The organism is Streptomyces sp. MAI_2237, assembly GCF_054189285.1.
On sequence record NZ_JAJPGQ010000002.1, the window covers coordinates 579,936 to 603,179 of the forward strand.

A 23,244-nucleotide genomic window follows, 5' to 3' on the forward strand; every position below is an offset into this window, starting at 1 on the left:
ATGCGTCGGCTAGCCGGGGGGCCACTGCAGACCGCGGCCGCCGAGGACGTGGGCGTGCGCGTGGAAGACGGTCTGGCCGGCGCCGGGGCCGGTGTTGAAGACGACGCGGTAACTGTCGAGCTTCTCCTCGTCGGCGACGGACTGCGCTTCCCGCAGGACGTCGGCCGCGAGGGCCGGTTCGGCGGCGGCCAGCACGGCGGCGTTCTCGTAGTGCGCCTTGGGGATCACCAGGACGTGCGTGGGGGCCTGGGGGTTGATGTCCCTGAAAGCGATCGTGGTGTCGGTCTCCTGGACGATCGTCGCGGGGACGTGCCCTGCGACGATCTTGCAGAACAGGCAGTCGTCCTGCGGTTCCCCGGCCATATCGGTTCCTCCAGGCGGTTGATCGTCTAGGTGGGCATCGTATCGTCGCCGAGTGCGGGGAGCAGGTGGCTGATCGCGCAGTTCCTCGCGCCCCTTCAGGTGGGCAGGCCCGGCGGTGTTTTCGCGGGCCGTTCCTCCAGCGCCTCCAGCGCCAGGCGGATGGCCTCGTCCAGTTGGGCGTCCCGGCCGGCCGCGTGGTCCTGCGGGCGCTGTACGACCTCCACGTCGGGGTCCACGCCGTGGTTCTCCACGTCCCACCCGTAGCCCTCCAGCCAGAACGCGTACTTCGGCTGGGTCACGAGCGTGCCGTCGACCAGGCGGTAGCGGCTGTCGATGCCGATGACCCCGCCCCAGGTGCGGGTGCCCACGACCGGGCCGATGCCCAGGGCCTTGATGGCGGCGTTGACGATGTCACCGTCGGAGCCGGAGAACTCGTTGGCGACGGCGACGACGGGTCCGCGAGGGGCGTCCTCGGGGTAGCTGTAGGGGCGCAGGCCGCGGGGCAGGTCCCAGCCGACGATCTTGCGGGCCAGTTTCTCGACGACGAGCTGGGAGGTGTGGCCGCCGCGGTTCTCGCGGACGTCGACGACCAGGCCCTCGCGGGCGACCTCGATCCGCAGGTCGCGGTGGATCTGGGCCCAGCCCGGGGCCTGCATGTCGGGGACGTGCAGGTAGCCCAGGCGGCCGCCGGACTTCTCGTGGACGTAGGCGCGGCGGTCGCCGACCCAGGCGTGGTAGCGCAGGGGTTCCTCGTCGGCGACGGGGACGACGACCGCGTGGCGGGGGTCGCCGCCGCCGGAGGGCAGCACGGTGAGTTCGACCGGCTTGCCCGCCGTGCCGACCAGGAGGGGGCCGGGGCCCGTCACCGGGTCCACCGGCCGGCCGGCCACCGCGACGATCGCGTCACCGGGGCGTACGGCGACGCCGGGCGCGGCGAGCGGGGAGCGCGCGGCGGGGTCGGAGGTCTCCGCGGGCAGGATGCGGTCGATGCGCCAACTGCCGTCCTCGTGACGGGAGATGTCCGCGCCGAGGAGCCCCTGGCGCTCGCCGTGGCCGTGGCCGCCGCGCGGGGTGACGTAGGCGTGCGAGGTGCCGAGTTCGCCCTGCACCTCCCAGAGGAGGTCGACCAGGTCGTCGTGGGTGGCGACGCGGTCGAGGACGGGACGGTAGCGGTCGAGTACGCCGGTCCAGTCCACGCCGCCGAGGTCGGGACGCCAGAAGTTGTCCCGCATGAGCCGGCCGGTCTCGTCGTACATCTGGCGCCACTCGGCGGCCGGGTCGACGGTCTGGCGGATGCGGCCGAGGTCGACGGTGATGTTGGTGTCGCTCTCGTCGTCGTTCGAGGCCCGCCGGTCGCTGGGGACGACCTTGAGTTTGCCGTCGGTCCACAGCAGGACGCGCTTGCCGTCGCCGCTGACGGCGAAGTGGTCGGCGTCGGAGGCCAGGTGCTCGATGCGCTGCTGGGCCAGGTCGTAGCGTTCGAGCCGGCTCTCGGGGTCGGGGTCGTCCGGGTTGGCGCGGGAGGCACCGAGGACGCCGCGCACCGGGTGGCGCAGCCACAGCACGCCGTCCTTGGCGGCCCGCAGGGTGGAGTAGCGGGCGGCCTCGACCGGGAAGGGCACGATCCGGTCCGCGAGGCCCTCCAGGTCGATGCGGGTGCTGGGGGCGCCCTCGCTGTCCGGGGTCTCGTCCTTGTCCGGCGCCTCGAAGGGGCGGCCGTGGCGCTGCGGGCCGAACGGGGACGGGGTGGTCGCCGCCAGCGTGATCAGGTGCGGGCGGGAGCCGCCGACGAACGCCAGGTCGAAGACGTGCTCGTCGTAGACGGGGTCGAAGGAGCGCGCCGAGAGGAAGGCGAGGTGCTTGCCGTCCAGGGTGAAGGTCGGTGAGTAGTCCCGGAAGCGGAGCGGGGTCGCCTCGGTGACCGACAGGTCGGTGGTGTTGGCCAGCCGGAGCTGACGCAGCGGGCGCGGGCCGGGGTGGGACCAGGCCAGCCAGCCGGAGTCGGGCGAGAAGACCAGGCCGCTCACGTCGCCGTCGGCGCTGCGGTCGACCTCGCGGACCTCGCCGCTGTCCCGCTCGACGAGCAGGACGCGGCCGTCGTGGGTGGCGACGGCGACCCGGCTGCCGTCGGGGGCTACGGCGAGGCCGAGGACCCGGCCGAGCTGTCCGGCGGCCAGCCGGCGCGGGGTGGCTCCGGGCGCGGTGCCGGTGGCGGGCGCGAACTCCAGGGCGTCGTCGCCCTCGGCATCGGTCACCCAGACGACGTGCTCCTCGCCGTCGGCACGGAAGGTGCGCGGCAGCCGGGCGCGCACGCCCGGTTCGGCGGCGAGGGCGCGGGCGGGGCCGGAGCGGTGGGTGACCCAGTGGATCGCGCCGCGGACGGCGACCGCGCTGCCGCGGGCGGTGTGGTCGGGGTGGGCGGAGCCGAACCAGCGGACGGTGTTCACCGGGAACGGCTGGAGGTCGACGCGGGGACCGCCGAGCCGGACGTCGAGGCGGCGGGGCTCGGCGCCGTCGAGGTCGTCGAGGATCCACAGCTCACCGGCGGACATGTACACCAGCCGGCTGCCGTCGCCGGCCAGGTGGCGGGCGTAGAAGCCGTCGACGGGGGTGTGCCGGCGCAGGTCGGAGCCGTCGGCGAGGGAGGAGTAGACGGCTCCGACGCCCTCGTGGTCGGAGAGGAAGGCGATGCGGTCGCCGACCCAGACGGGGCTCTCCAGGTTGCCGTCCAGCTCCTCGTGCAGCCGGACGAACTCGCCGTCGCCCTCCGGGTCGATCCACAGCTTGCCCGCCGTGCCGCCGCGGTAGCGCTTCCACCAGGCGGCCTCGCGGCCCATCGGCGCGGACAGCAGGACGGTGGCGGGGCCGAAGGCGACGTCGCCGACGGGGCCGTGTGGGAGGGTGGTGGCCGGGCCGCCGTCCAGCGGGATCGCCCGGGCCCAGCTGCGGCGCAGGCTGGCCTGGCCGTAGGTGCTGATGGCGAGGACGTGCCCGTCCGGGGTCCAGCCGCGCACCTGGGTGCGTGAACTCCCCCAGTGGGTGAGGCGTTTGGCGGGACCGCCGTCGACGGGGGCGACGTGCACCTCGGGGGCGCCGTCGCGGGCGGAGGTCCAGGCGACGGTGGCGCCGTCGGGCGAGACGCGCGGGTGGTCCACCGGGACGTTGTCGGCGCTGACCCGCCAGGCCCGGCCGCCGTCGAGGGGCGCGATCCACACGTCGTCCTCGGCGGTGAAGGCGATCAACTCGCCGTGCAGATGCGGATACCGGAGATACGCGGAGGCTGCGAGCTGAGTCACCCGATCACTGTAGGCAGCCGGACCGTCGCGGGGCAGGGGTTTGGATCACTTGCCCTGGACCGGCCAGCACGTCGGGTCGCCCTTGCACCAGATGGTCCGGGTGACGGTCACGGTGACGGTGGGACCCGGCTGGTTGCCGTTGCCCGGGTTGTGGACGATGGGCGACGGGGTGGAGGTGCAGTTGCCGAGTCCGCTGACGTGGAACCAGGTCTTGCCGCCGACCTTGGCGGTGAGGTCGCCGCGCACACAGGCGCCGTCGACGGCGCGGGTGACCTTCCCGGTGACGGTGATCTCCTTGCCGTCCTTGGTCTGCCCCTGGCAGTCGACGTCGGCGACGGTGGTCTCGCTCGCCGAGGGTGCCGCACCGCCGGACGCGTTCTTGTTGTTGTTGCCGTAGTTGGCGGTGCAGCTGAGCCACTGGACGTCGACGTGCTGCCGTTTGAGTTCGGCGGTCGCGGTCTGGTCGGTCGTGTAGGCCACGGCCGCGGAGCTGAGCCCGCCCGGATCACACGCCACGACCCCGCCGAAGGCCAGCAGGGCGAACCCCGCCCCGGCCACCACTCGCCGTCCCCGCGGCCGCCGCCCGATGCGCCTCAACGCCCCCATGGAAGGCAGCCTGCCACTGACGGCGGCCCTACGGTAGGGCGCATACGGCCACGAAAGCGCCCCACGCGCCCCCTTGCGGTGTTCAGCCCCGCAGCAGCAGCCACTCCTGCAGCTCCACCAAGTTCCCCTCGGGGTCCTTGAGATGGGCGACCCGCAGACGGTCCGTCATGGGGGCAGGGCCGTGCAGCAGGACGGCACCGCGCCCGGTGATCGCCTCGCAGTAGGCGTCCAGGTCGTCGACGCGCAGCACGACCAGGGAGCGGTGGCCGCTCGCCTCGTCGCCGATCTCGCCCAGGACCTCGGCCATCATCGAACGGTCCTGCAGCGCGATGCCCGCCGCGCCGGTGGCCGGGCTGAACTTCTCGTACGGCCCCTGGGCCGCCCCCGACTGCGGTTTGAGGCCGAGGACCTCGGCGTAGAAGCGGTAGCAGGCGGCGAAGTCGCCGACGAGGAGCCGGACCTGGGCGAGTTCCATGGTGTTCTCCGTGCCCGCCCGGTCAGGACCAGCGGCCGGTGCGGCCGAGGAGCAGGGCGGTGGCCGCGGTGCCGGCCGTCGAGGTGCGCAGCACGCTGCGCCCGAGCCGGTACGCCTTCGCCCCCGACTCCTCGAAGAGCGCCAACTCCTGTGGGGAGATGCCCCCTTCGGGCCCGACGACCAGCACGATCTCGCCCTCGGCGGGGAGTTCGGCCGTCGCCAGCGGCTCGCTGCCGTAGTCCCGGTCCTCGTGCAGTACGGCGGCGAAGTCGGCTTTGGCGAGAAGTGCCGCAACCTGCTTGGTCGTCGCCGCGTCCGCGACCTCCGGGAAGCGCAGCCGGCGGGACTGCTTGCCGGCCTCGCGGGCGGTGGCCCGCCACTTGGCGAGCGCCTTCAGTCCCCGCTCGCCCTTCCACTGCGTGATGCAGCGGGCGGCCTGCCAGGGGACGATCGCGTCCACCCCGGTCTCAGTCATCGTCTCGACCGCCAGCTCGCCGCGGTCGCCCTTGGGCAGGGCCTGGACGACGGTGATCCGCGGGGAGGGTTCTGCTTCCACGGGAAGGTCGACGGCCTCGACGACGAGCCGGTCCTTCCCCAAGGCGCTGAGGACGACTCCGGCCGCCCCGCGGCCCCTGCCGTCGGTCAGCACCACGTCCTCGCCGGCCTGCAGCCGCTTCACCGACACCGCGTGCCGCCCCTCGGGCCCCTCCACCTCGACGACCGAGCCGGGGCCGACGCCCTCCAGCGACTCCACGACGAACACCGGCGCGGTCATCGCAGTCCTCCCTTGTCCGACAACGCTGTCCGGGCCGCGTCGAGTTCGGCGGCCAGGACCTCCACCAGCTGCCCGGCGGGCATCTCGCGGGCCATGCGGTGGCCCTGCCCGGCCCACAGCGCCATGCCCTGCGCGTCCCCGCCCGCGGCGGCCTTCTTGCGCAGCGGCGCGGTGAGGTGGTGGACGTCGGGGTAGGCGGCGGGGGCGTACGGGCCGTGCTCGCGCAGGAAGCGGTTGACCAGGCCGCGGGCGGGGCGGCCGGAGAAGGCGCGGGTGAGCTCCGTACGCACGAAGAGGGGGTTGGTCAAAGCCTGCTTGTGGACGGCGGCCGCGCCGGACTCGGGCGTGGCGAGGAACGCGGTGCCGAGCTGGGCGGCGGTCGCGCCCGCCGCGAGGACGGCGGCGATCTGGCTGCCGCGCATGATGCCGCCGGCGGCGACGATGGGCAGGCTCACGGTCTCGCGGATCTGGGCGACGAGGGAGAGCAGGCCGATGCCGGAGCCGTCGCTCTCGGGCAGGTCGCGGTGGGTGCCCTGGTGGCCGCCGGCCTCCACGCCCTGTGCGATCACCGCGTCGGCACCGGCCCGCTCGACGGCGAGCGCCTCGTCCGCGGTGGTCGCGGTGACGAGGGTGTACGTGCCGAGGCGGTGCAGCGAGTCGACGACCTCCCGGCTGGGCACGCCGAAGTGGAACGAGACCACCGGCACCGGGTTGTCGAGCAGCACGGCGAGCTTGGCGTCGTAGCCGTCGTCGCGGCCGCTGTCGGGGTCGCCCAGCTCGACCTCGTACCAGGCGGCCTCGCCGGCCAGCTGGTGGGCGTAGACCTCGACGGCGGACCGGTCGGTGTGGTCGGGCTGCGGCATGAAGAGGTTGACGCCGAAGGGGCGCTTGGTCAGTCCGCGGAGCTGCTTGATCTCCTGGTACATGCCGTCGGCGGTCTTGTACCCGGCGGCCAGGAATCCCAGCCCGCCCGCCTCGGACACGGCCTGGGCGAGATGAGGCACGGAGACGCCGCCCGCCATGGGGGCCTGCACGATCGGATGGGGGAAGAGATCGGTCAGCGCGGAGGACATGCCCGCATGTTGTCACGTCCCCCGAACAAGTCCGAATCGACCCGTCCCCTTGCCCCGGAGGGCCCGTCCCAGGGCAGCGGGCCGTGCAATTTCAGCCCGTCCGGCGTTTGAGGACGAGGCCCGTCCAGGGCCGAAGCGGGGGTCCGGGGGCCGCAGGCCCCCGGCCTCGGCGAGCAACCCCCACCCACACCTCAGCGCCCGTTGAACGCGTCCTTCAGCCGCGAGAACAACCCCTGCTGCCCCGGCTGGAACTGCCCCTGAGGCCGCTCCTCACCCCGCAGCTTCGCCAGCTCCCGCAGCAACCGCTCCTGCTCGGGATCGAGCTTCGACGGGGTCTGGACCTCGACGTGGACGATGAGGTCGCCCCGGCCGCCGCCGCGCAGATGCGTGACGCCCCGGCCGTGCAGCGGGATCGACTGGCCGGACTGGGTGCCGGGCCGGATGTCGACCTCCTCCATGCCGTCCAGCGTCTCCAGCGGCACCTTGGTGCCGAGGGACGCCGCCGTCATCGGGATCGTGACCGTGCAGTGCAGGTCGTCGCCGCGCCGCTGGAAGGTGGAGTGCGGGAGCTCGTGGATCTCGACGTACAGGTCACCGGCCGGGCCGCCGCCCGGACCGACCTCGCCCTCGCCCGCGAGCTGGATGCGGGTGCCGTTGTCCACACCGGCGGGGATCTTGACCGTCAGCGTGCGGCGGGAGCGGATGCGGCCGTCGCCGGCGCACTCCGGACACGGGGTGGGGACGACGGTCCCGAAGCCCTGGCACTGGGGGCAGGGCCGGGACGTCATGACCTGGCCCAGGAAGGACCGGGTCACCTGCGAGACCTCACCGCGGCCGCGGCACATGTCGCACGTCTGCGCGGAGGTGCCGGGGGCCGCCCCCTCGCCGTTGCAGGTGTTGCAGACGACGGCAGTGTCGACCTGGATGTCCTTGGTCGTGCCGAAGGCCGCCTCGTCCAGCTCGATCTCCAGCCGGATCATCGCGTCCTGGCCGCGCCGGGTGCGCGAGCGCGGACCGCGCTGGGACGCCGTACCGAAGAAGGCGTCCATGATGTCCGAGAAGTTCCCGAAGCCGCCGGCGCCGAAGCCGCCCGCGCCACCGCCGCCCGCCTGCGAGAGCGGGTCGCCGCCGAGGTCGTAGACCTGCTTCTTCTGCGGGTCCGACAGCACCTCGTAGGCGGCGTTGATCTCCTTGAACCGCTCCTGGGTCTTCGGATCGGGGTTGACGTCCGGGTGCAGCTCGCGTGCGAGCCGCCGGAACGCCTTCTTGATCTCATCCTGCGACGCGTCGCGGCGCACGCCGAGAACGGCGTAATAGTCCGTGGCCACTTACGACTCCGCCAGGATCTGTCCGACGTACCGTGCCACTGCGCGTACCGCTCCCATCGTTCCCGGGTAATCCATGCGGGTCGGTCCGACCACGCCGAGTTTGGCGACTGCCTCGCCGCCCGAACCGTAGCCGACCGAGACCACGGACGTGGAGTTGAGTCCCTCGTAGGCGTTCTCGTGACCGATGCGTACGGTCATGCCCGAATCCCCTGCCTCGCCAAGCAACTTGAGGAGGACCACCTGTTCCTCCAACGCCTCCAGCACCGGCCGGATGGTGAGGGGGAAGTCATGTCCGAAGCGCGTCAGATTGGCGGTTCCGCCGATCATCAGCCGCTCCTCGTTCTCCTCGACGAGGGTTTCGAGGAGGGTGGAGAGCACTGTCGAGACGGTGCCCCGGTCCTCCACGTCGAAACCCTCGGGCAGGTCCTCGACCAGCCGCGGCACGTCCGCGAAGCGGCGTCCCGCGACCCGGCTGTTCAGCCGCGCCCGCAGATCCGCGAGCGAGGCCTCCCCGAACGGTGCCGGGCAGTCCACCATCCGCTGCTCGACCCGCCCGGTGTCCGTGATCAGCACGAGCATCACCCGCGCGGGGGCGAGCGAGAGCAGCTCCACGTGCCGCACGGTCGAGCGGGTCAGCGACGGGTACTGCACGACGGCGACCTGCCGGGTCAGCTGCGCCAGCAGCCGCACGGTCCGGGCCACCACGTCGTCCAGGTCGACGGCGCCGTCGAGGAAGTTCTGGATCGCGCGCCGCTCGGGCGCGGTCATCGGCTTCACACCGGCGAGCTTGTCGACGAACAGGCGGTAGCCCTTGTCGGTCGGGATGCGCCCGGCGCTGGTGTGCGGCTGGGCGATGAACCCCTCGTCCTCCAGGGCCGCCATGTCGTTGCGGACCGTGGCCGGGGACACGCCGAGGTTGTGCCGCTCGGTCAGGGCCTTGGACCCGACCGGCTCCTCGGTGCCGACATAGTCCTGGACGATGGCGCGCAGCACCTGAAGTCGTCGTTCACTCAGCATCGCGCACACCTCCAGTTGTCGTCCCTGGCGCTTGGCCTGGCACTCTGTCCGTCCGAGTGCCAGCACTCCCCGGCCCAGTGTACGGCGGTCGGGTACCACCGGGGCAAGGTCGGTCCCGCCCCGGCGGCTGCTCCGGCCAGGGCCTGCCCGGCGGATCAGCTCGGCGTCGCGGGGTCTGGGCCGGGACGCGCCGTGTCCCGAAGCCGACCTGATCCGCCGGACAGGCCCTAGCGTCGCGGTATGACGGTGACTTGGGAAGAGCTCGGGTGGGAGCGGGTGGCGGCCGGGGTCGGCCGGTGCCGGCTGCCCGGCTGGGACTGCACGGCGGGGCTGGTCGTCGGGGACGCCACGGCCCTGGTGATCGACGCGGGATCGAGCCTCGCGGAGGGCGCGCTGCTGCGTTCCCAGGCCGGGGAACTGGCCGGGCACCGTGTGACCCATCTCGCGCTGACCCACCCGCATTTCGACCATGTCTTCGGTGCGGCGGCGTTCGCGGGCGCCGAGGTGTACGGCGCGGTGGGCGTGGACGCGCTGCTCGGCGCCCGGCACGCGCGCGAGGCGCTGCGCGAGGACGCGGTGCGCAACGGGCTGGACGCGCGCGTGGCCGAGGAGGCGGTGGACTCGCTGGTCCCACCCCGCCATCACGTCTCCGGCGAGTGGACCCTGGACCTGGGCGGCGACCGGCAGGTGCTGCTGGCGAACGTGGGGCCCGGGCACACCGCGCACGACCTCGCCGTCCTGGTGCCCGGCTCCCCCGAGGTCGTCTTCTGCGGCGATCTGGTCGAGGAGTCCGGCGAGCCCCAGGCGGGTCCCGACGCCGTGCCCTCGCACTGGCCCGCCGCCCTCGACCGTCTGCTCGACCTGGGCGGCGAGGACGCGCTGTACGTGCCCGGTCACGGAGCGGTGGTGGACGCGGGGTTCGTAAGGGCGCAGCGGGACGCGCTGGCGGCGCGTTTCGGCGTGTCGCGGTGATCGCCGCGGGTCTTCTCCTATCGTCGTTCGAATGCGCCAGTACTCCGCCGACCTGACCCCTCCCTGGAAGAAGCCGAAGCCGGCTCCCGAGGTCCCGGCGGAGCCCGGTCTGGTGGTCGAGGAGGCCGGTACCGGTTTCTGCGGCGCGGTGATCCGCTGCGAGGCGGGCACGGTGACCCTGGAGGACCGCTTCGGCAAGCACCGGGTGTTCCCGATGGAGCCGCGCGGTTTCCTGCTGGAGGGCCGGGTGGTGACGCTCGTCCGCCCGGCCGGCGGCGCGCCCGTACGTCCCGCTCGCACGGCGTCCGGCTCGGTCGCCGTCCCCAACGCACGCGCGCGCGTGGCCCGCGCCGGGCGGATCTACGTCGAGGGCCGGCACGACGCCGAGCTGGTGGAGAAGGTCTGGGGCGACGACCTGCGCATCGAGGGCGTGGTCGTGGAGTACCTGGAGGGCGTGGACGACCTGCCGTCGATCGTGGCCGAGTTCGCGCCGGGGCCGGACGCGCGGCTGGGCGTCCTGGTGGACCACCTGGTGCCGGGCACGAAGGAGTGGCGGATCGCCCAGGAGGTGACCAGCGAGCACGCGCTGGTCGTCGGGCATCCCTACATCGACATCTGGGAGGCGGTGAAGCCGTCGTCCCTGGGCATCGAGGCGTGGCCGCGCGTCCCGCACGGCCAGGACTGGAAGACCGGCGTGTGCCGGGCGCTGGGCTGGCCGTCGGAGAACACCGGCGCCGTGTGGCAGGCGATCCTGAAGCGGGTGGGTTCCTACAAGGACCTGGAGCCGGAGCTGCTGGGCCGCGTCGAGGAACTGATCGACTTCGTCACGGCCCCGGAGTGACCCCCGCGGCGGTCAGTCGACCAGGTCCCTGACCACCGCGTCCGCCAGCAGCCGCCCCCGCAGGGTCAGCACGGCCCGGCCCTCCTCGTACGGGTCCTGCCGCAGCAGTCCGTCGGACAGGGCCCGGCGCGCGGCCGCGAGCCCGGCCGGCTTCAGCAGGTCCAGCGGCACCCCGTCGCGCAGGCGCAGCTCCAGCAGGACGCGCTCCACCCGCCGGTCCTCCTCCGAGAGCACCTCGCGGCCCGCCCCCGGGGACTTCCCCGCCGCCAGGGCCGCCGCGTAGGCGCCGGGGTGCTTCACGTTCCACCAGCGCACCCCGCCGACGTGCGAGTGCGCTCCGGGGCCCGCGCCCCACCAGTCGGCGCCGCGCCAGTACAGCTCGTTGTGCAGGCAGCGGGCGGCTTGTGAGGTCGCCCAGTTGGAGACCTCGTACCAGTCGAAGCCCGCGCCCGACAGGACGTCCTCCGCGATCAGGTAGCGGTCGGCGTGGACGTCGTCGTCGGTCATCGGGACCTCACCGCGCCGGATGCGGCGGGCCAGCTGCGTGCCCTCCTCGACGATCAGCGCGTACGCCGACACGTGGTCCGGGCCCGCGCCGATCGCCGCCTCCAGGGACGCCCGCCAGTCGTCGTCGGACTCGCCCGGGGTGCCGTAGATCAGGTCCAGGTTGACGTGCTCGAAGCCGGCCGCCCGCGCCTCCGCCACGCACGCCTCGGGGCGGCCGGGGGTGTGGGTGCGGTCCAGGACCTTCAGCACGTGCTGGCGGGCGCTCTGCATGCCGAAGGAGATCCGGTTGAAGCCGCCCTCGCGGAGGGCGGTGAGGTAGGCGGGGTCGACCGACTCGGGGTTGGCCTCCGTGGTGACCTCGGCGTCCGCCGCGAGCCCGAACTCGTCGCGGATCGCGGCGAGCATCCGTACGAGGTCGCCGGCGGCCAGCAGGGTCGGGGTGCCGCCGCCGACGAAGACCGTGCGGACCTGCCGCGGGTCGTCGCCCAGGACCTTGCGGGCCAGGCGGATCTCGTCGATCAGGGTGTCGGCGTAGTTCTCCCGGGAGGCGAGGACTCCGCCCGTGCCGCGCAGCTCGGTGGCGGTGTAGGTGTTGAAGTCGCAGTAGCCGCAGCGGGTGGCGCAGTACGGCACGTGCAGGTAGAAGCCGAGGGGGCGGTCGGCGGCCCCGGCGAGTGCGGACGCGGGCAGTGCGCCGTCGGCGGGGACCGGCTCGCCGTCGGGGAGTGCGGAAGGCATGCCTTCCATTGTCCCGTACCGGCACGGTTGCTCACTCCGCCTGCAGCACCAGCAGCGCCAGGTCGTCCTCGGGCGGCCGCCCGCCGAATTCGTGCACCAGGCGGCTGATGCGCTCCGCGATCAGCTCGGCGCTCAGGCCCGCGCAGCCGGCCAGCGCGGCGGCGAGGCCGTCGGCGTCGTCGAACTGGGCGGAGCCGGAGCGGCGCTCGGTGACGCCGTCGGTGACGCACAGCAGGCTGTCGCCGGGGCCGAGCGCGAAGCTCTCGCTGGTGTACGTCTCGTCCTCGACGACGCCGAGGAGGGTCTGCGGCCGGGCGGCCGTACGCACGTCCCCGTCGGCCCCGAGGAGCAGCGGCAGCGGGTGTCCGGCGGAGGCGAGGGTGCAGCGGACCCCGCCGTCGAAGGGGGTCAGCTCGCCGTAGAGGAGGGACAGGAAGCGGGTCTGCGGGCCGTCGGCGGGGCCGACCGGCTGTACCAGGGCCCGGGCCGCCGCGTCCGCGGCCTCTGTCGCGTCGTCGAGGAGGAGCCGGTTGAGGCGGTCCAGGACGCCGGCGACGCCGTAGCCCTCGCGGGCCAGCAGCCGCAGCCAGGGGCGGGCCAGGCCGATGACGACGGCGGCCTCGGGGCCCTTGCCCTGGACGTCGCCGACGGCGAAGCACCAGCGGCCGTCGCCGGCCGGGAAGAGGTCGTAGAAGTCGCCGCTGGGGCCGCCCTTGTCGCACGGTTCGTAGACGAGGGCGCTGCGCACGCCGGGGATCTCGGCGACGGCGGCGGGCAGCAGGCCGCGCTGCAGGACCTTGCTGATGGTGGCCTGGCGGGCGTACTGGCGGGCCGTGCCGACGGCGAGCGCCACCCGGCGGCTGAGGTCCTCGACGAGCCCGGTGACCTCGTCGGGGAAGTGCAGGACTCCGGCGCGGCCGATGACGAGGGTGCCGAGCGGGCGGCCGCCGGCGATCAGGCGGTAGGCGAGCGCCGCGCCGTGGGCGTCGCGCGGGTCGAGGGCCTCGGCCGGCCAGGGGTGGGCGACGGGCCCGGACTGCAGGGCTCCGGGCGGGGACGGCGGGTCCTTCTCCAGCACCCGGCGCAGTTCCTCGATGCGGTTCTCGCTGCCGTGCCAGACGCGGGCCAGCCGTGGACCGGTGCCGCCGCCCTGGTGAGGCGGCGGTCCGGGGTCGAGGGTCTCCCAGCGGCCCATCACCTCGTCCTCCAGCCATACGGCGCACCAGTCGGCCAGCCGCGGCACGATCAGCTGTCCGGTGAGGGCGGCGATCAGGTTCTCGTCGAGCTGCCCGGCGAGCAGGTCGGAGGCCTCGGCGAGGAAGGACAGGGCGCCGCGGTTGAGCCAGTCCGCGTCGTGTTCGGCCCGCCGGGGGTCGGGGGCGAGGAAGCCGGCGACGTCGAGGCCGTACTCCACCGCGCCGCTGTCGTCGGCCGTGTCCTCCTCGGCCGGCAGCCGTGCCCACACCGTCTTGGCGCCTCTGCCGTAGGTGACGCCCCAGGACTCGGCGAGCTGGGCGACCAGGCGCAGTCCGCGGCCGTACTCGTGCGTCCCGCGCGCGGGTTCGGTGTCCGTGCCGCGGGGCGGCCGGGAGGGGTGCTGGTCGCGGACCTCGATGAGGAGGGTGCCGGCGGTCTCCTCCAGTCGGCAGGTCACGTGCACGTCGGTGCCGGCGTGCACGACGGCGTTGGTGACGAGCTCGCTGACGACGAGCAGCGCGTCCTCGGCGAGCCGGTCGGTGAGGCGGTCGGCGCCGGGCAGTCCGTCCTCCGTCCACCGGGCGAAGGCGGCGCGTACGAGCGCGCGGGCGGATCCTGGCGCGACGGAGCTTCCGGGCAGGGTGGCGTGCGCCCGCGCCCGCGCGCCTTCGCGCGCCTCCCCGTGCGCGGGCGCGTCGAGGGCGGCGGTCTTCCGTTGGATCGGAACGGCCCCCATGTCCAGCTCCCCGAGCAGTTCGGACGAATACGCCTCGGTCGATACGGACAGAGTGACAGACTGACCACGCCCATAAGCGCCGAGTTACCGAAGTGGGCCGCCATGAGTGAGAACAGTGCTATGCGTTCGCTCGAAGACGGGCAGGAATGCGAACAAGTCCGAGCATCGGAGCTGCGCCCGCTGCTCGCGGCGATGACGGCGGCCCGGGACGGCGACTTCACGAAGGTCCCCGAGACGGGGCACGGCATGGTGGCCGAACTGACCGCCGTCTTCAACCAGATCGCGGACCGCAACATGCACTTCAATCGCGAGGTGCAGCGGGTCAAGCGGGAGCTGGTGCGGCACGGCCGGCTCGACGAGCGGCTGTCGGCGAGCCCGGGGCAGGGGGCCTGGGCCACCCGGGTGACCGACGTCAACCAGTTGCTGGACGCCCTGGTGGCCCCGGCCGCGAACGCGACCCGGGTGCTGGACGCGGTGGCCGGGGGCGATCTGACGCAGCGGGTCGATCTGCACGACGGCAACCGGCAGCTCAGGGGTGACCTGCGGCGGCTGGGCCGGGCCGTGAACAAGATGGTCGACCAGCTGTCGCTGTTCACCGGCGAGGTGACCCGGGTCGCGCGCGAGGTGGGCACCGAGGGGCGGCTCGGTGGGCGGGCCAAGGTGCAGGGCCTGTCCGGGAGTTGGCGGGACGTGACCGAGGCGGTCAACACCATGGCCGCCCGGCTGACCGCTCAGGTGCGGGACATCGCCCTGGTGACGACGGCGGTGGCGCGCGGCGACCTGACCCGTACGGTGACGGTCGAGGCGACCGGCGAGCTGCTGGAGCTGAAGCTCACCGTGAACACGATGGTGGACCAGCTCTCCGCCTTCGCCGACGAGGTCACGAGGGTCGCCCGCGAGGTCGGCACCGAGGGCCAGCTGGGCGGCCGGGCGCAGGTGCGCGGGGTCTCCGGGGTCTGGAAGGACCTCACGGACAACGTCAACTTCATGGCGTCGAACCTCACTTCGCAGGTCCGCAACATCGCCCAGGTGACGACCGCCGTGGCCAACGGCGACCTGTCGCAGAAGATCACCGTCGACGCGAAGGGCGAGATCCTGGAGCTGAAGTCGACCATCAACACGATGGTGGACCAGCTCTCCGCCTTCGCCGACGAGGTCACGAGGGTCGCCCGCGAGGTCGGCACCGAGGGCAACCTCGGCGGCCGGGCGCAGGTGCGCGGCGTCTCCGGCGTCTGGAAGGACCTCACCGACAACGTCAACTTCATGGCGGACAACCTCACTTCGCAGGTCCGCAACATCGCCCTGGTGTCGACGGCCGTCGCCCAGGGGGACCTCGGCAAGAAGATCACGGTGGAGGCGAAGGGCGAGATCCTGGAGCTGAAGTCGACCATCAACACGATGGTGGACCAGCTCTCCGCCTTCGCCGACGAGGTCACCCGCGTGGCCCGCGAGGTCGGCACCGAGGGCAACCTCGGCGGCCAGGCGCAGGTGCGCGGCGTCTCCGGCGTCTGGAAGGACCTCACCGACAACGTCAACTTCATGGCGCTGAACCTGACCTCGCAGGTGCGCAACATCGCCCAGGTGACGACCGCCGTCGCCAACGGCGACCTGTCGAAGAAGATCACCGTCGACGCGCGCGGCGAGATCCTGGAGCTGAAGGACACCGTCAACACGATGGTGGAGCAGCTGCGCGCCTTCGCCGACGAGGTGACCCGCGTGGCCCGCGAGGTCGGCACCGACGGCCGGCTGGGCGGACGCGCCCAGGTGCTGGGGGTCTCCGGCGTCTGGCGGGACCTGACCGACAACGTCAACTACATGGCGGACAACCTCACTTCGCAGGTCCGCAACATCGCCCAGGTGACGACCGCCGTGGCCAACGGCGACCTGTCGAAGAAGATCGACGTGGACGCGCGCGGCGAGATCCTGGAACTGAAGACCGCCATCAACACCATGGTCGACACGCTCTCCTCCTTCTCCTCGGAGGTCACCCGCGTCGCCCGCGAGGTGGGCTCGGAGGGCCAACTCGGCGGCCAGGCACGGGTCGAGGGCGTGTACGGCACCTGGAAGCGCCTGACGACCAACGTGAACGAACTGGCGTCGAACCTGACCACCCAGGTCCGCGCCATCGCCGAGGTGGCCTCCGCGGTGGCCCAGGGCGACATGTCCCGCTCGATCACCGTGGAGACGCAGGGCGAGGTCGCCGAGCTCAAGGACAACATCAACCTGATGGTGGCCAACCTGCGCGAGACGACCCGCGCCAAGGACTGGCTGGAATCCAACCTCGCCCGCCTCGCGGCCCTGATGCAGGGCCACCGGGACCTGATGGAGGTCGCCGACCTCATCCTGCGGGAGCTGACCCCCCTCGTGAACGCCCAGTACGGCGCGTTCTTCCTGGCCGACCCGGACGAGGACGGGGCGTCGATCCGGGCCACCGTCCCCGCGAAGGGGCTGGCGTTCATCGCCGGCTACGGCTCGGCGCAGGGGGCGACCGTCGAGACCGGCGGCCTGCCGGTGCACGGCCTGGTACGCCAGGCGGCCCGCGAGAAGAAGCGGATCCTGGTGGAGGAGGCCCCGCCGGACTACATCAAGATCAACAGCGGTCTCGGCGAGGCGGCCCCGACCAGTGTCGTGATCATCCCGATCCTCTTCGAGGACAAGCTCCTCGGCGTGATCGAACTCGCGTCGTTCTCCCGCTTCTCCGACGTCCACCTGGCGTTCTTCGACCAGTTCGTGAACACCATCGGCGTGGCGATCAACACCATCATCGCCAACTCCCGCACCGAGTCCCTGCTCGGCGAGTCCCAGCGGCTGGCGATGCAGTTGCAGGAGCGCTCCGACGAACTGCAGAAGCAACAGGCCGAGTTGCAGCGCTCGAACGCCGAACTGGAGGAGAAGGCCGCCCTGCTGGCCACCAGTTCGCAGTACAAGTCGGAGTTCCTGGCCAACATGTCGCACGAGCTGCGCACCCCGCTCAACTCCCTGCTGATCCTGGCCCGTCTGCTGTCGGACAACCCCGACGGCCATCTCTCGGACCAGGAGGTGCAGTTCGCGACGACGATCCACCGCTCCGGCTCCGACCTGCTGCAGCTGATCAACGACATCCTTGACCTGTCGAAGATCGAGGCCGGCCGGATGGACGTACGCCCGAAGAAGCTGCCGCTGATCAAGCTCCTGGACTACGTCCACGCCACCTTCCGCCCGCTCACCCTGGACCGCGGGCTCGCCTTCGAGGTGGCGGTCGGCGAGGACGTGCCGCGCGAGATGTACTCGGACGAGCAGCGCCTGCAGCAGATCCTGCGCAACCTGCTCTCCAACGCGATCAAGTTCACCGCGAGCGGCCGGGTGGAGCTGCGGGTCAACAGGGTGCAGGACCCCGAGCACCGAGGGGCGTCCCCCCGCTCGAGCGAAGCCGAGAGTGGGGGAGTCCAGGGCAGCGATCAGGTGATCGCCTTCGCGGTCTCCGACACCGGCATCGGCATCGCGCCGGAGAAACTCCCGGTGATCTTCGAGGCGTTCCAGCAGGCCGACGGCACCACCAACCGCAAGTACGGCGGCACCGGCCTCGGCCTGTCCATCAGCCGGGAGATCGCGGGCCTGCTCGGCGGCCGGATCGTCGCCGAGAGCGAACCCGGCGAGGGCTCCACCTTCACGCTCTACGTCCCCGTCGTCAGCCCCGGTCACCCGGCGACGGGACCGGTCGCCGAGAACCGTCCGCTGCCGGTGCCCGAGCAGCTCGCGGCCGAGCCGTTCACGACCACGCACGACGTGGACGACTCCTGGCCCGCCCTCACCAAGTTGGAGGCCTGGAAGGCGGGCCGCGCCGGTCAGGTCCTGCCGGGACGGCGCGTGCTGATCGTCGACGACGACATCCGCAACGTCTTCGCCCTCACCCATGTCCTCGGCCGCGTCGGCATGCCGGTGCTGTACGCGGAGAACGGCCGCGAGGGCATCGAGACCCTGGAACGCAACCCGGACGTCGAACTGGTCCTGATGGACATCATGATGCCGGAGATGGACGGCTACGAGACGATCTCCGCCATCCGCAGCGCCCCGCGCTGGACCGGACTGCCGATCGTCGCGCTCACCGCGAAGGCGATGCCCGGCGACCGGGAGAAGTCCATCGCGCGGGGCGCGAACGACTACGTACCGAAGCCGGTGGACGTCGACCAGCTGCTGACCGTCGTCTGCGGTCTGCTGGATCCCGAGCGCGCGCGGGACGCGGAACAGGCCGGCCCCGAGGAGGCGGCGGCCGCACCGACACCCGAAACCGAATGAGGCACGGTCACCATGAGCCCTGAGGCAGCGACCCACGAGCGCGCCAGCATCCTCCTCGTCGACGACATGGAGGACAACCTGATCGCGCTGGAGGCCGTCCTGGGGTCCCTCAACGAGCCGCTGGTACGGGCCCGTTCGGGCGAGGAGGCGATGAAGGCGCTGCTGCGGCAGCGGTTCGCCCTGGTCCTGCTCGACGTCCGGATGCCGGGCATGGACGGCTTCGAGACGGCCGCCAACATCAAACGGCTCGACCAGACCAAGGACGTCCCGATCATCTTCCTGACCGGCGCGGACGACGACTCCGGCTACGCCTTCCGCGGCTACGCCACCGGGGCGGCGGACTATCTGACCAAGCCGTTCGACCCCTGGGTGTTACGGGCCAAGGTCACCGTCTTCCTGGACCTGCACCGCAAGAACCAGCAACTGGAGCGGCTGCACGGCCAGCTCGGCCGGCGGCTGGCCGAACTGGAGGAGGAGTTCACGGCGGACCACCCCCCGGACCTGGACCGCCTGCACGCCCAGATCCGGGAGCTACGCCGCCTGTTCCCCGGCACCCACCCGATGTGAGGCGGATACGGGGGGCTGCCGCCCTACGCCTCGCGCGGGGTACGCCGCTTCACGCCTCGCGCGTGCCCGCGTACATCTCGTCGACCAGATGCCTGGCCGCATCACCGCGGGGGGGGGCGACCCCCGCACCCCCAGCAGAGGCACGGACACCGCCCACTGTCCCACCACAGCGGCGCACAGCCGCAGACCTACGCCTCGCGCGTGCCCGCGTACATCTCGTCGACCAAGTGCTTGGCCGCATCACCGCGGGGGGCGACCCCCGCACCCCCAGCAGAGGCACGGACACCGCCCGCTGTCCCACCACAGCGGCGCACAGCCGCAGACCTACGCCTCGCGCGTGCCCGCGTACATCTCGTCGATCAGGTGCTTGTACTCCCGCTCGACCACCGGGCGCTTCAGCTTCAGGCTCGGGGTGATCTCGCCGTGCTCGACGTCGAGGTCGCGCGGCAGGAGGCGAAACTTCTTGATGGTCTGCCACTTCTGCAGGCCCGCGTTGAGCTCCTTGACGTAGCCCTCGACCATGGAGACCGTGGCCGGCGCGGCGACGACATCGGCGTAGGACTTACCCTCCAGGCCGTTCTCCTTGGCCCACTCCAGGATCGACGGCTCGTCCAGCGCGATCAGTGCCGTGCAGAAGTTCCGGTCGGCGCCGTGCACCAGGATGTTGGACACGTACGGGCACACCGCCTTGAACTGTCCCTCGACCTCGGCGGGCGCGATGTACTTGCCGCCGGACGTCTTGATGAGGTCCTTCTTGCGGTCGGTGATGCGCAGGTACCCGTCGGGCGAGAGCTCGCCGATGTCGCCGGTGTGGAACCAGCCGTCGGCTTCCAGCACCTCGGCGGTCTTCTCGGGGAGCCCGTGGTAGCCCTGCATGATGCCGGGGCTGCGCAGCAGGATCTCGCCGTCCTCCGCGATGCGCACCTCCGTGCCGAGCAGCGGCTTGCCGACCGTGCCGGTGCGGTAGGCCTCGCCCGGGTTGACGAAGGAGGCCGCGGAGGACTCCGTCAGGCCGTACCCCTCGAGGATGTGGATGCCGGCACCGGAGAAGAAGTAGCCGATCTCGGGCGCGAGCGCCGCCGAACCGGAGACGCAGGCCCGCAGGTTCCCGCCGAACGCCTCCCGAATCTTGGCGTACACCAGCGCGTCGGCCGCCTTGTGCTTGGCGCCCAGCGCGAACGGCACCGAGGCCGTCCCGGTGCGCCGGAAGTTGTCCTGGGCGACCTTCGCGTACTCGCGGGCGACCTCCGCGGCCCACTGGAAGATCTTGTACTTGGCGCCGCCGCCCGCGCGGGCCTTCGCGGCGACCCCGTTGTAGACCTTCTCGAAGATCCGCGGCACGGCGGCCATGTACGTCGGCTGCACGACCGGCAGATTCTCGATGATCTTGTCGACGCGGCCGTCCACGGCGGTGACGTGGCCGACCTCGATCTGCCCGGAGGTGAGCACCTTGCCGAAGACGTGGGCGAGCGGCAGCCACAGGTACTGCACGTCGTCCGGTCCGACCAGGCCGGTCGCGGAGATCGCCTTCGCCATGTACGACCAGCTGTCGTGCGCGAGCCGCACACCCTTGGGGCGGCCCGTGGTGCCGGAGGTGTAGATCAGCGTCGCGAGCTGGTCCCTGGTGATGGAACCGACCCGCTCCCTGATCAGCTCGGGGTCCTTCTCCAGCCGCGCGGCGCCCCGGGCCTCCAGCTCGGCGAGGGTGAGGATCCAGTCACCGGTCTCCACGCCCGCGGCGTCGATCACGACGACGTGCGTGAGGGCGGGCAGCTCGGCGCGCTTCTCGACGACCTTGGCGAGCTGGGCCGCGTCCTCGGCGATCAGCACGCGGCTCTCGGAGTCGGAGAGGATGAACGCCGACTCCTCGGCGTTGGTCTGCGGGTAGACCGTGGTGGTCGCCGCTCCGGCGCACATGATGCCCAGGTCGGCCAGCAGCCACTCCACGCGGGTGGAGGACGCGAGCGCGACACGCTGCTCGGGCTGTACGCCCAGCTCGATCAGGCCGGCGGCGATCGCGTACACCTGCTCGGCCGCCTCGGCCCAGGTCAGCGACTTCCACTCGTCCGGGCCCTGACCCGAGGCCGGGGGCACGGGATAGCGGTAGGCCTCCGCGTCCGGGGTGGCCGCGGCGCGCTCCAGGAAGAGGTTCGCCACGCTCGGCGGACGGTTCTCGATCAGGGTCTGTGTGTCGCTCACGACATCCTCCGGGGCCCGCGACTGTGCGGCTGGCTCAAAAGCGGCGGTATTGACTGCGGCGGTCTGACTACGGCTGGCTCGCTCGCGAGCCGTTGTTTAACTCGCGAGTAACCATCGAGCAGAGATCAGGGTAGAGCCCGACCGGCCGGTTCGTAAGGGGCCACGGCCTGTCACTTCCTACAGAGAGCGACCCTACGCACGCGTAGGGCCCGTCACGCTTTCGCACGACGGGCCCCTGTTGTGCCCGGTTTGCGGACGTGAGCCTCGGTTACCCGTGGTTACTTCTTGCTCTTGGCCGACCCCGCGCTGTCATCGCTGCTCAGCACGGCGATGAAGGCCTCCTGCGGAACCTCCACTGAACCCACCATCTTCATCCGCTTCTTGCCCTCCTTCTGCTTCTCCAGCAGCTTCCGCTTACGGGAGATGTCACCGCCGTAGCACTTGGCGAGGACGTCCTTGCGGATGGCGCGGATGGTCTCGCGGGCGATGACCCGGGAGCCGATGGCGGCCTGGATGGGCACCTCGAAGGCCTGCCGCGGGATGAGCTCGCGCAGCTTGGCGACGAGCCGCACACCGTAGGCGTAGGCCGCGTCCTTGTGCGTGATCGCGGAGAAGGCGTCCACCTTGTCGCCGTGCAGCAGGATGTCGACCTTGACCAGGCTGGAGGTCTGCTCGCCCGTGGGCTCGTAGTCCAGCGAGGCGTAGCCGCGGGTCTTGGACTTCAGCTGGTCGAAGAAGTCGAAGACGATCTCCGCGAGCGGCAGCGTGTAACGGATCTCGACGCGGTCCTCGGACAGGTAGTCCATGCCGAGAAGGGTGCCGCGCCGGGTCTGGCACAGCTCCATGATCGAACCGATGAACTCGGTCGGCGCGAGGATCGTGGCCCGTACGACGGGCTCGTACACCTCGTTGATCTTCCCCTCGGGGAACTCGCTCGGGTTGGTGACGATGTGCTCGCTGCCGTCCTCCATCACGACCCGGTAGACCACGTTCGGCGCGGTCGCGATCAGGTCGAGCCCGAACTCGCGCTCCAGCCGCTCCCGGATCACGTCCAGGTGCAGCAGCCCCAGGAAACCGACGCGGAAACCGAAGCCGAGGGCCGCAGAGGTCTCCGGCTCGTAGACGAGCGCGGCGTCGTTGAGCTGGAGCTTGTCGAGGGCCTCGCGCAGCTCCGGGTAGTCCGAGCCGTCCAGCGGATACAGCCCCGAGAAGACCATGGGCTTGGGGTCCTTGTAGCCGCCGAGCGCCTCGGTCGCGCCCTTCGCCTGGCTGGTGACGGTGTCACCGACCTTGGACTGCCGCACGTCCTTCACACCGGTGATGAGGTAGCCCACCTCACCGACGCCGAGGCCGTCGGCGGCCAGCATCTCCGGCGAGTTCGTACCGATCTCCAGCAGCTCGTGGGTGGCGCCGGTCGACATCATCTTGATGCGCTCGCGCTTGTTGAGCTGGCCGTCGATGACACGGACGTACGTCACGACGCCGCGGTAGGAGTCGTAGACCGAGTCGAAGATCATGGCGCGGGCCGGGGCGTCCGCGACGCCCACCGGCGCCGGGATCTCCGCCACCACCTTGTCGAGCAGCGCGTCGACGCCGACACCGGTCTTGGCGGAGACCCTGAGCACGTCGGCGGGGTCGCAGCCGACCAGGTTGGCGAGCTCCTCGGCGAACTTCTCGGGCTGCGCGGCCGGCAGGTCGATCTTGTTGAGCACGGGGATGATCGTGAGGTCGTTCTCCATCGCCAGGTAGAGGTTGGCGAGGGTCTGCGCCTCGATGCCCTGGGCGGCGTCGACGAGGAGGATGGTCCCCTCGCAGGCGGCGAGCGACCGCGAGACCTCGTAGGTGAAGTCGACGTGCCCCGGGGTGTCGATCATGTTGAGGATGTGCGTGTTGCTCTTGTCGTGGGTCGGGGCCCACGGCAACCGCACCGCCTGGGACTTGATCGTGATGCCGCGCTCGCGCTCGATGTCCATGCGGTCGAGGTACTGGGCACGCATCTGGCGCTGCTCGACGACGCCGGTCAGCTGGAGCATCCGGTCGGCGAGCGTGGACTTGCCGTGGTCGATGTGCGCGATGATGCAGAAATTGCGGATCAGAGCCGGGTCGGTACGGCTCGGCTCGGGCACATTGTTAGGGGTCGCGGGCACGCAGGGTCCTGTCTCTTGAGGCGCCTTATGCCTCGGGTCGGATCGATACGTAGGCTCCATGGTCCCACGGCGGGCGACCGGGGACCGTTTTGGGCCGTCGGCCGGGCCACTGGTAGCCTGGGTGGCTGTGCC

General features: G+C 71.8%; 16 protein-coding genes. 4 read left to right on the top strand and 12 right to left on the bottom strand.

Translation table 11 applies throughout. The annotated features are described in order from the left end of the window. Positions 1-9 precede the first annotated feature (9 nt). The 8 genes from LN251_RS07495 to hrcA all read right to left on the bottom strand — a co-directional run bounded on the left by LN251_RS07495 (position 10) and on the right by hrcA (position 8,933). A complete protein-coding gene (locus LN251_RS07495) occupies positions 10-363 on the bottom strand; it encodes a histidine triad nucleotide-binding protein (RefSeq protein WP_458243698.1) in 354 nt (117 codons plus the stop codon). Positions 364-458: 95 nt separating this feature from the next. Continuing rightward, a complete protein-coding gene (locus tag LN251_RS07500; RefSeq protein WP_458243699.1) occupies positions 459-3,659 on the bottom strand; it encodes a S41 family peptidase in 3,201 nt (1,066 codons plus the stop codon). A gap of 45 nt (positions 3,660-3,704) precedes the next feature. Continuing rightward, positions 3,705-4,265 (bottom strand): hypothetical protein, encoded by a 561-nt coding sequence (locus LN251_RS07505; RefSeq protein WP_058925364.1) that lies wholly within the window; start codon positions 4,263-4,265, stop codon positions 3,705-3,707. Positions 4,266-4,347: 82 nt separating this feature from the next. Further along, on the bottom strand, positions 4,348-4,740 hold the full coding sequence (locus LN251_RS07510) for a VOC family protein (RefSeq protein ID WP_458243700.1): 393 nt from the start codon (positions 4,738-4,740) through the stop codon (positions 4,348-4,350). 22 nt (positions 4,741-4,762) lie between these two features. Continuing rightward, positions 4,763-5,515, bottom strand: coding sequence for a 16S rRNA (uracil(1498)-N(3))-methyltransferase (locus LN251_RS07515; RefSeq protein WP_458243701.1), 753 nt, complete (start codon positions 5,513-5,515; stop codon positions 4,763-4,765). Continuing rightward, a complete protein-coding gene (locus LN251_RS07520) occupies positions 5,512-6,588 on the bottom strand; it encodes a nitronate monooxygenase (protein WP_458243702.1) in 1,077 nt (358 codons plus the stop codon). The genes LN251_RS07515 and LN251_RS07520 overlap by 4 nt, the downstream gene beginning before the upstream one ends. A gap of 191 nt (positions 6,589-6,779) precedes the next feature. Beyond that, positions 6,780-7,916 (bottom strand): molecular chaperone DnaJ, encoded by a 1,137-nt coding sequence (dnaJ, locus tag LN251_RS07525; RefSeq protein ID WP_458243703.1) that lies wholly within the window; start codon positions 7,914-7,916, stop codon positions 6,780-6,782. After that, the gene (hrcA, locus tag LN251_RS07530) at positions 7,917-8,933 is read right to left on the bottom strand and encodes a heat-inducible transcriptional repressor HrcA (RefSeq protein ID WP_058925359.1); all 1,017 of its coding nucleotides are present in this window, start codon (positions 8,931-8,933) and stop codon (positions 7,917-7,919) included. Between the two features lie 240 nt (positions 8,934-9,173). On the opposite strand from hrcA, the gene LN251_RS07535 reads away from it, so the two are divergent. Together LN251_RS07535 and LN251_RS07540 are read left to right on the top strand one after the other, a co-directional pair. Beyond that, the gene (locus LN251_RS07535) at positions 9,174-9,905 is read left to right on the top strand and encodes an MBL fold metallo-hydrolase (RefSeq protein ID WP_458243704.1); all 732 of its coding nucleotides are present in this window, start codon (positions 9,174-9,176) and stop codon (positions 9,903-9,905) included. A 31-nt stretch (positions 9,906-9,936) separates the two neighbouring features. Then, a complete protein-coding gene (locus LN251_RS07540; RefSeq protein ID WP_458243705.1) occupies positions 9,937-10,746 on the top strand; it encodes a DUF3097 domain-containing protein in 810 nt (269 codons plus the stop codon). A gap of 12 nt (positions 10,747-10,758) precedes the next feature. Here LN251_RS07540 and hemW read toward each other — a convergent pair whose 3' ends face one another. Then, positions 10,759-11,991, bottom strand: coding sequence for a radical SAM family heme chaperone HemW (hemW, locus tag LN251_RS07545; protein ID WP_458243706.1), 1,233 nt, complete (start codon positions 11,989-11,991; stop codon positions 10,759-10,761). A 31-nt stretch (positions 11,992-12,022) separates the two neighbouring features. Continuing rightward, positions 12,023-13,924 (bottom strand): SpoIIE family protein phosphatase, encoded by a 1,902-nt coding sequence (locus LN251_RS07550; protein ID WP_458243707.1) that lies wholly within the window; start codon positions 13,922-13,924, stop codon positions 12,023-12,025. Positions 13,925-14,026: 102 nt separating this feature from the next. Between LN251_RS07550 and LN251_RS07555 the strand changes: the two genes are divergently transcribed. Continuing rightward, on the top strand, positions 14,027-18,199 hold the full coding sequence (locus LN251_RS07555; protein ID WP_458243708.1) for a HAMP domain-containing protein: 4,173 nt from the start codon (positions 14,027-14,029) through the stop codon (positions 18,197-18,199). A 12-nt stretch (positions 18,200-18,211) separates the two neighbouring features. Then, positions 18,212-18,766, top strand: a complete 555-nt coding sequence (locus LN251_RS07560) for a response regulator (protein WP_458243709.1) — start codon at positions 18,212-18,214, stop codon at positions 18,764-18,766. 324 nt (positions 18,767-19,090) lie between these two features. On the opposite strand, the gene LN251_RS07565 is transcribed toward LN251_RS07560, so the two are convergent. Both LN251_RS07565 and lepA read right to left on the bottom strand, forming a co-directional pair. Next, on the bottom strand, positions 19,091-20,965 hold the full coding sequence (locus tag LN251_RS07565) for an AMP-dependent synthetase/ligase (RefSeq protein ID WP_458243710.1): 1,875 nt from the start codon (positions 20,963-20,965) through the stop codon (positions 19,091-19,093). 278 nt (positions 20,966-21,243) lie between these two features. Further along, on the bottom strand, positions 21,244-23,112 hold the full coding sequence (gene lepA, locus LN251_RS07570; RefSeq protein WP_458243711.1) for a translation elongation factor 4: 1,869 nt from the start codon (positions 23,110-23,112) through the stop codon (positions 21,244-21,246). Positions 23,113-23,244 lie beyond the last annotated feature (132 nt).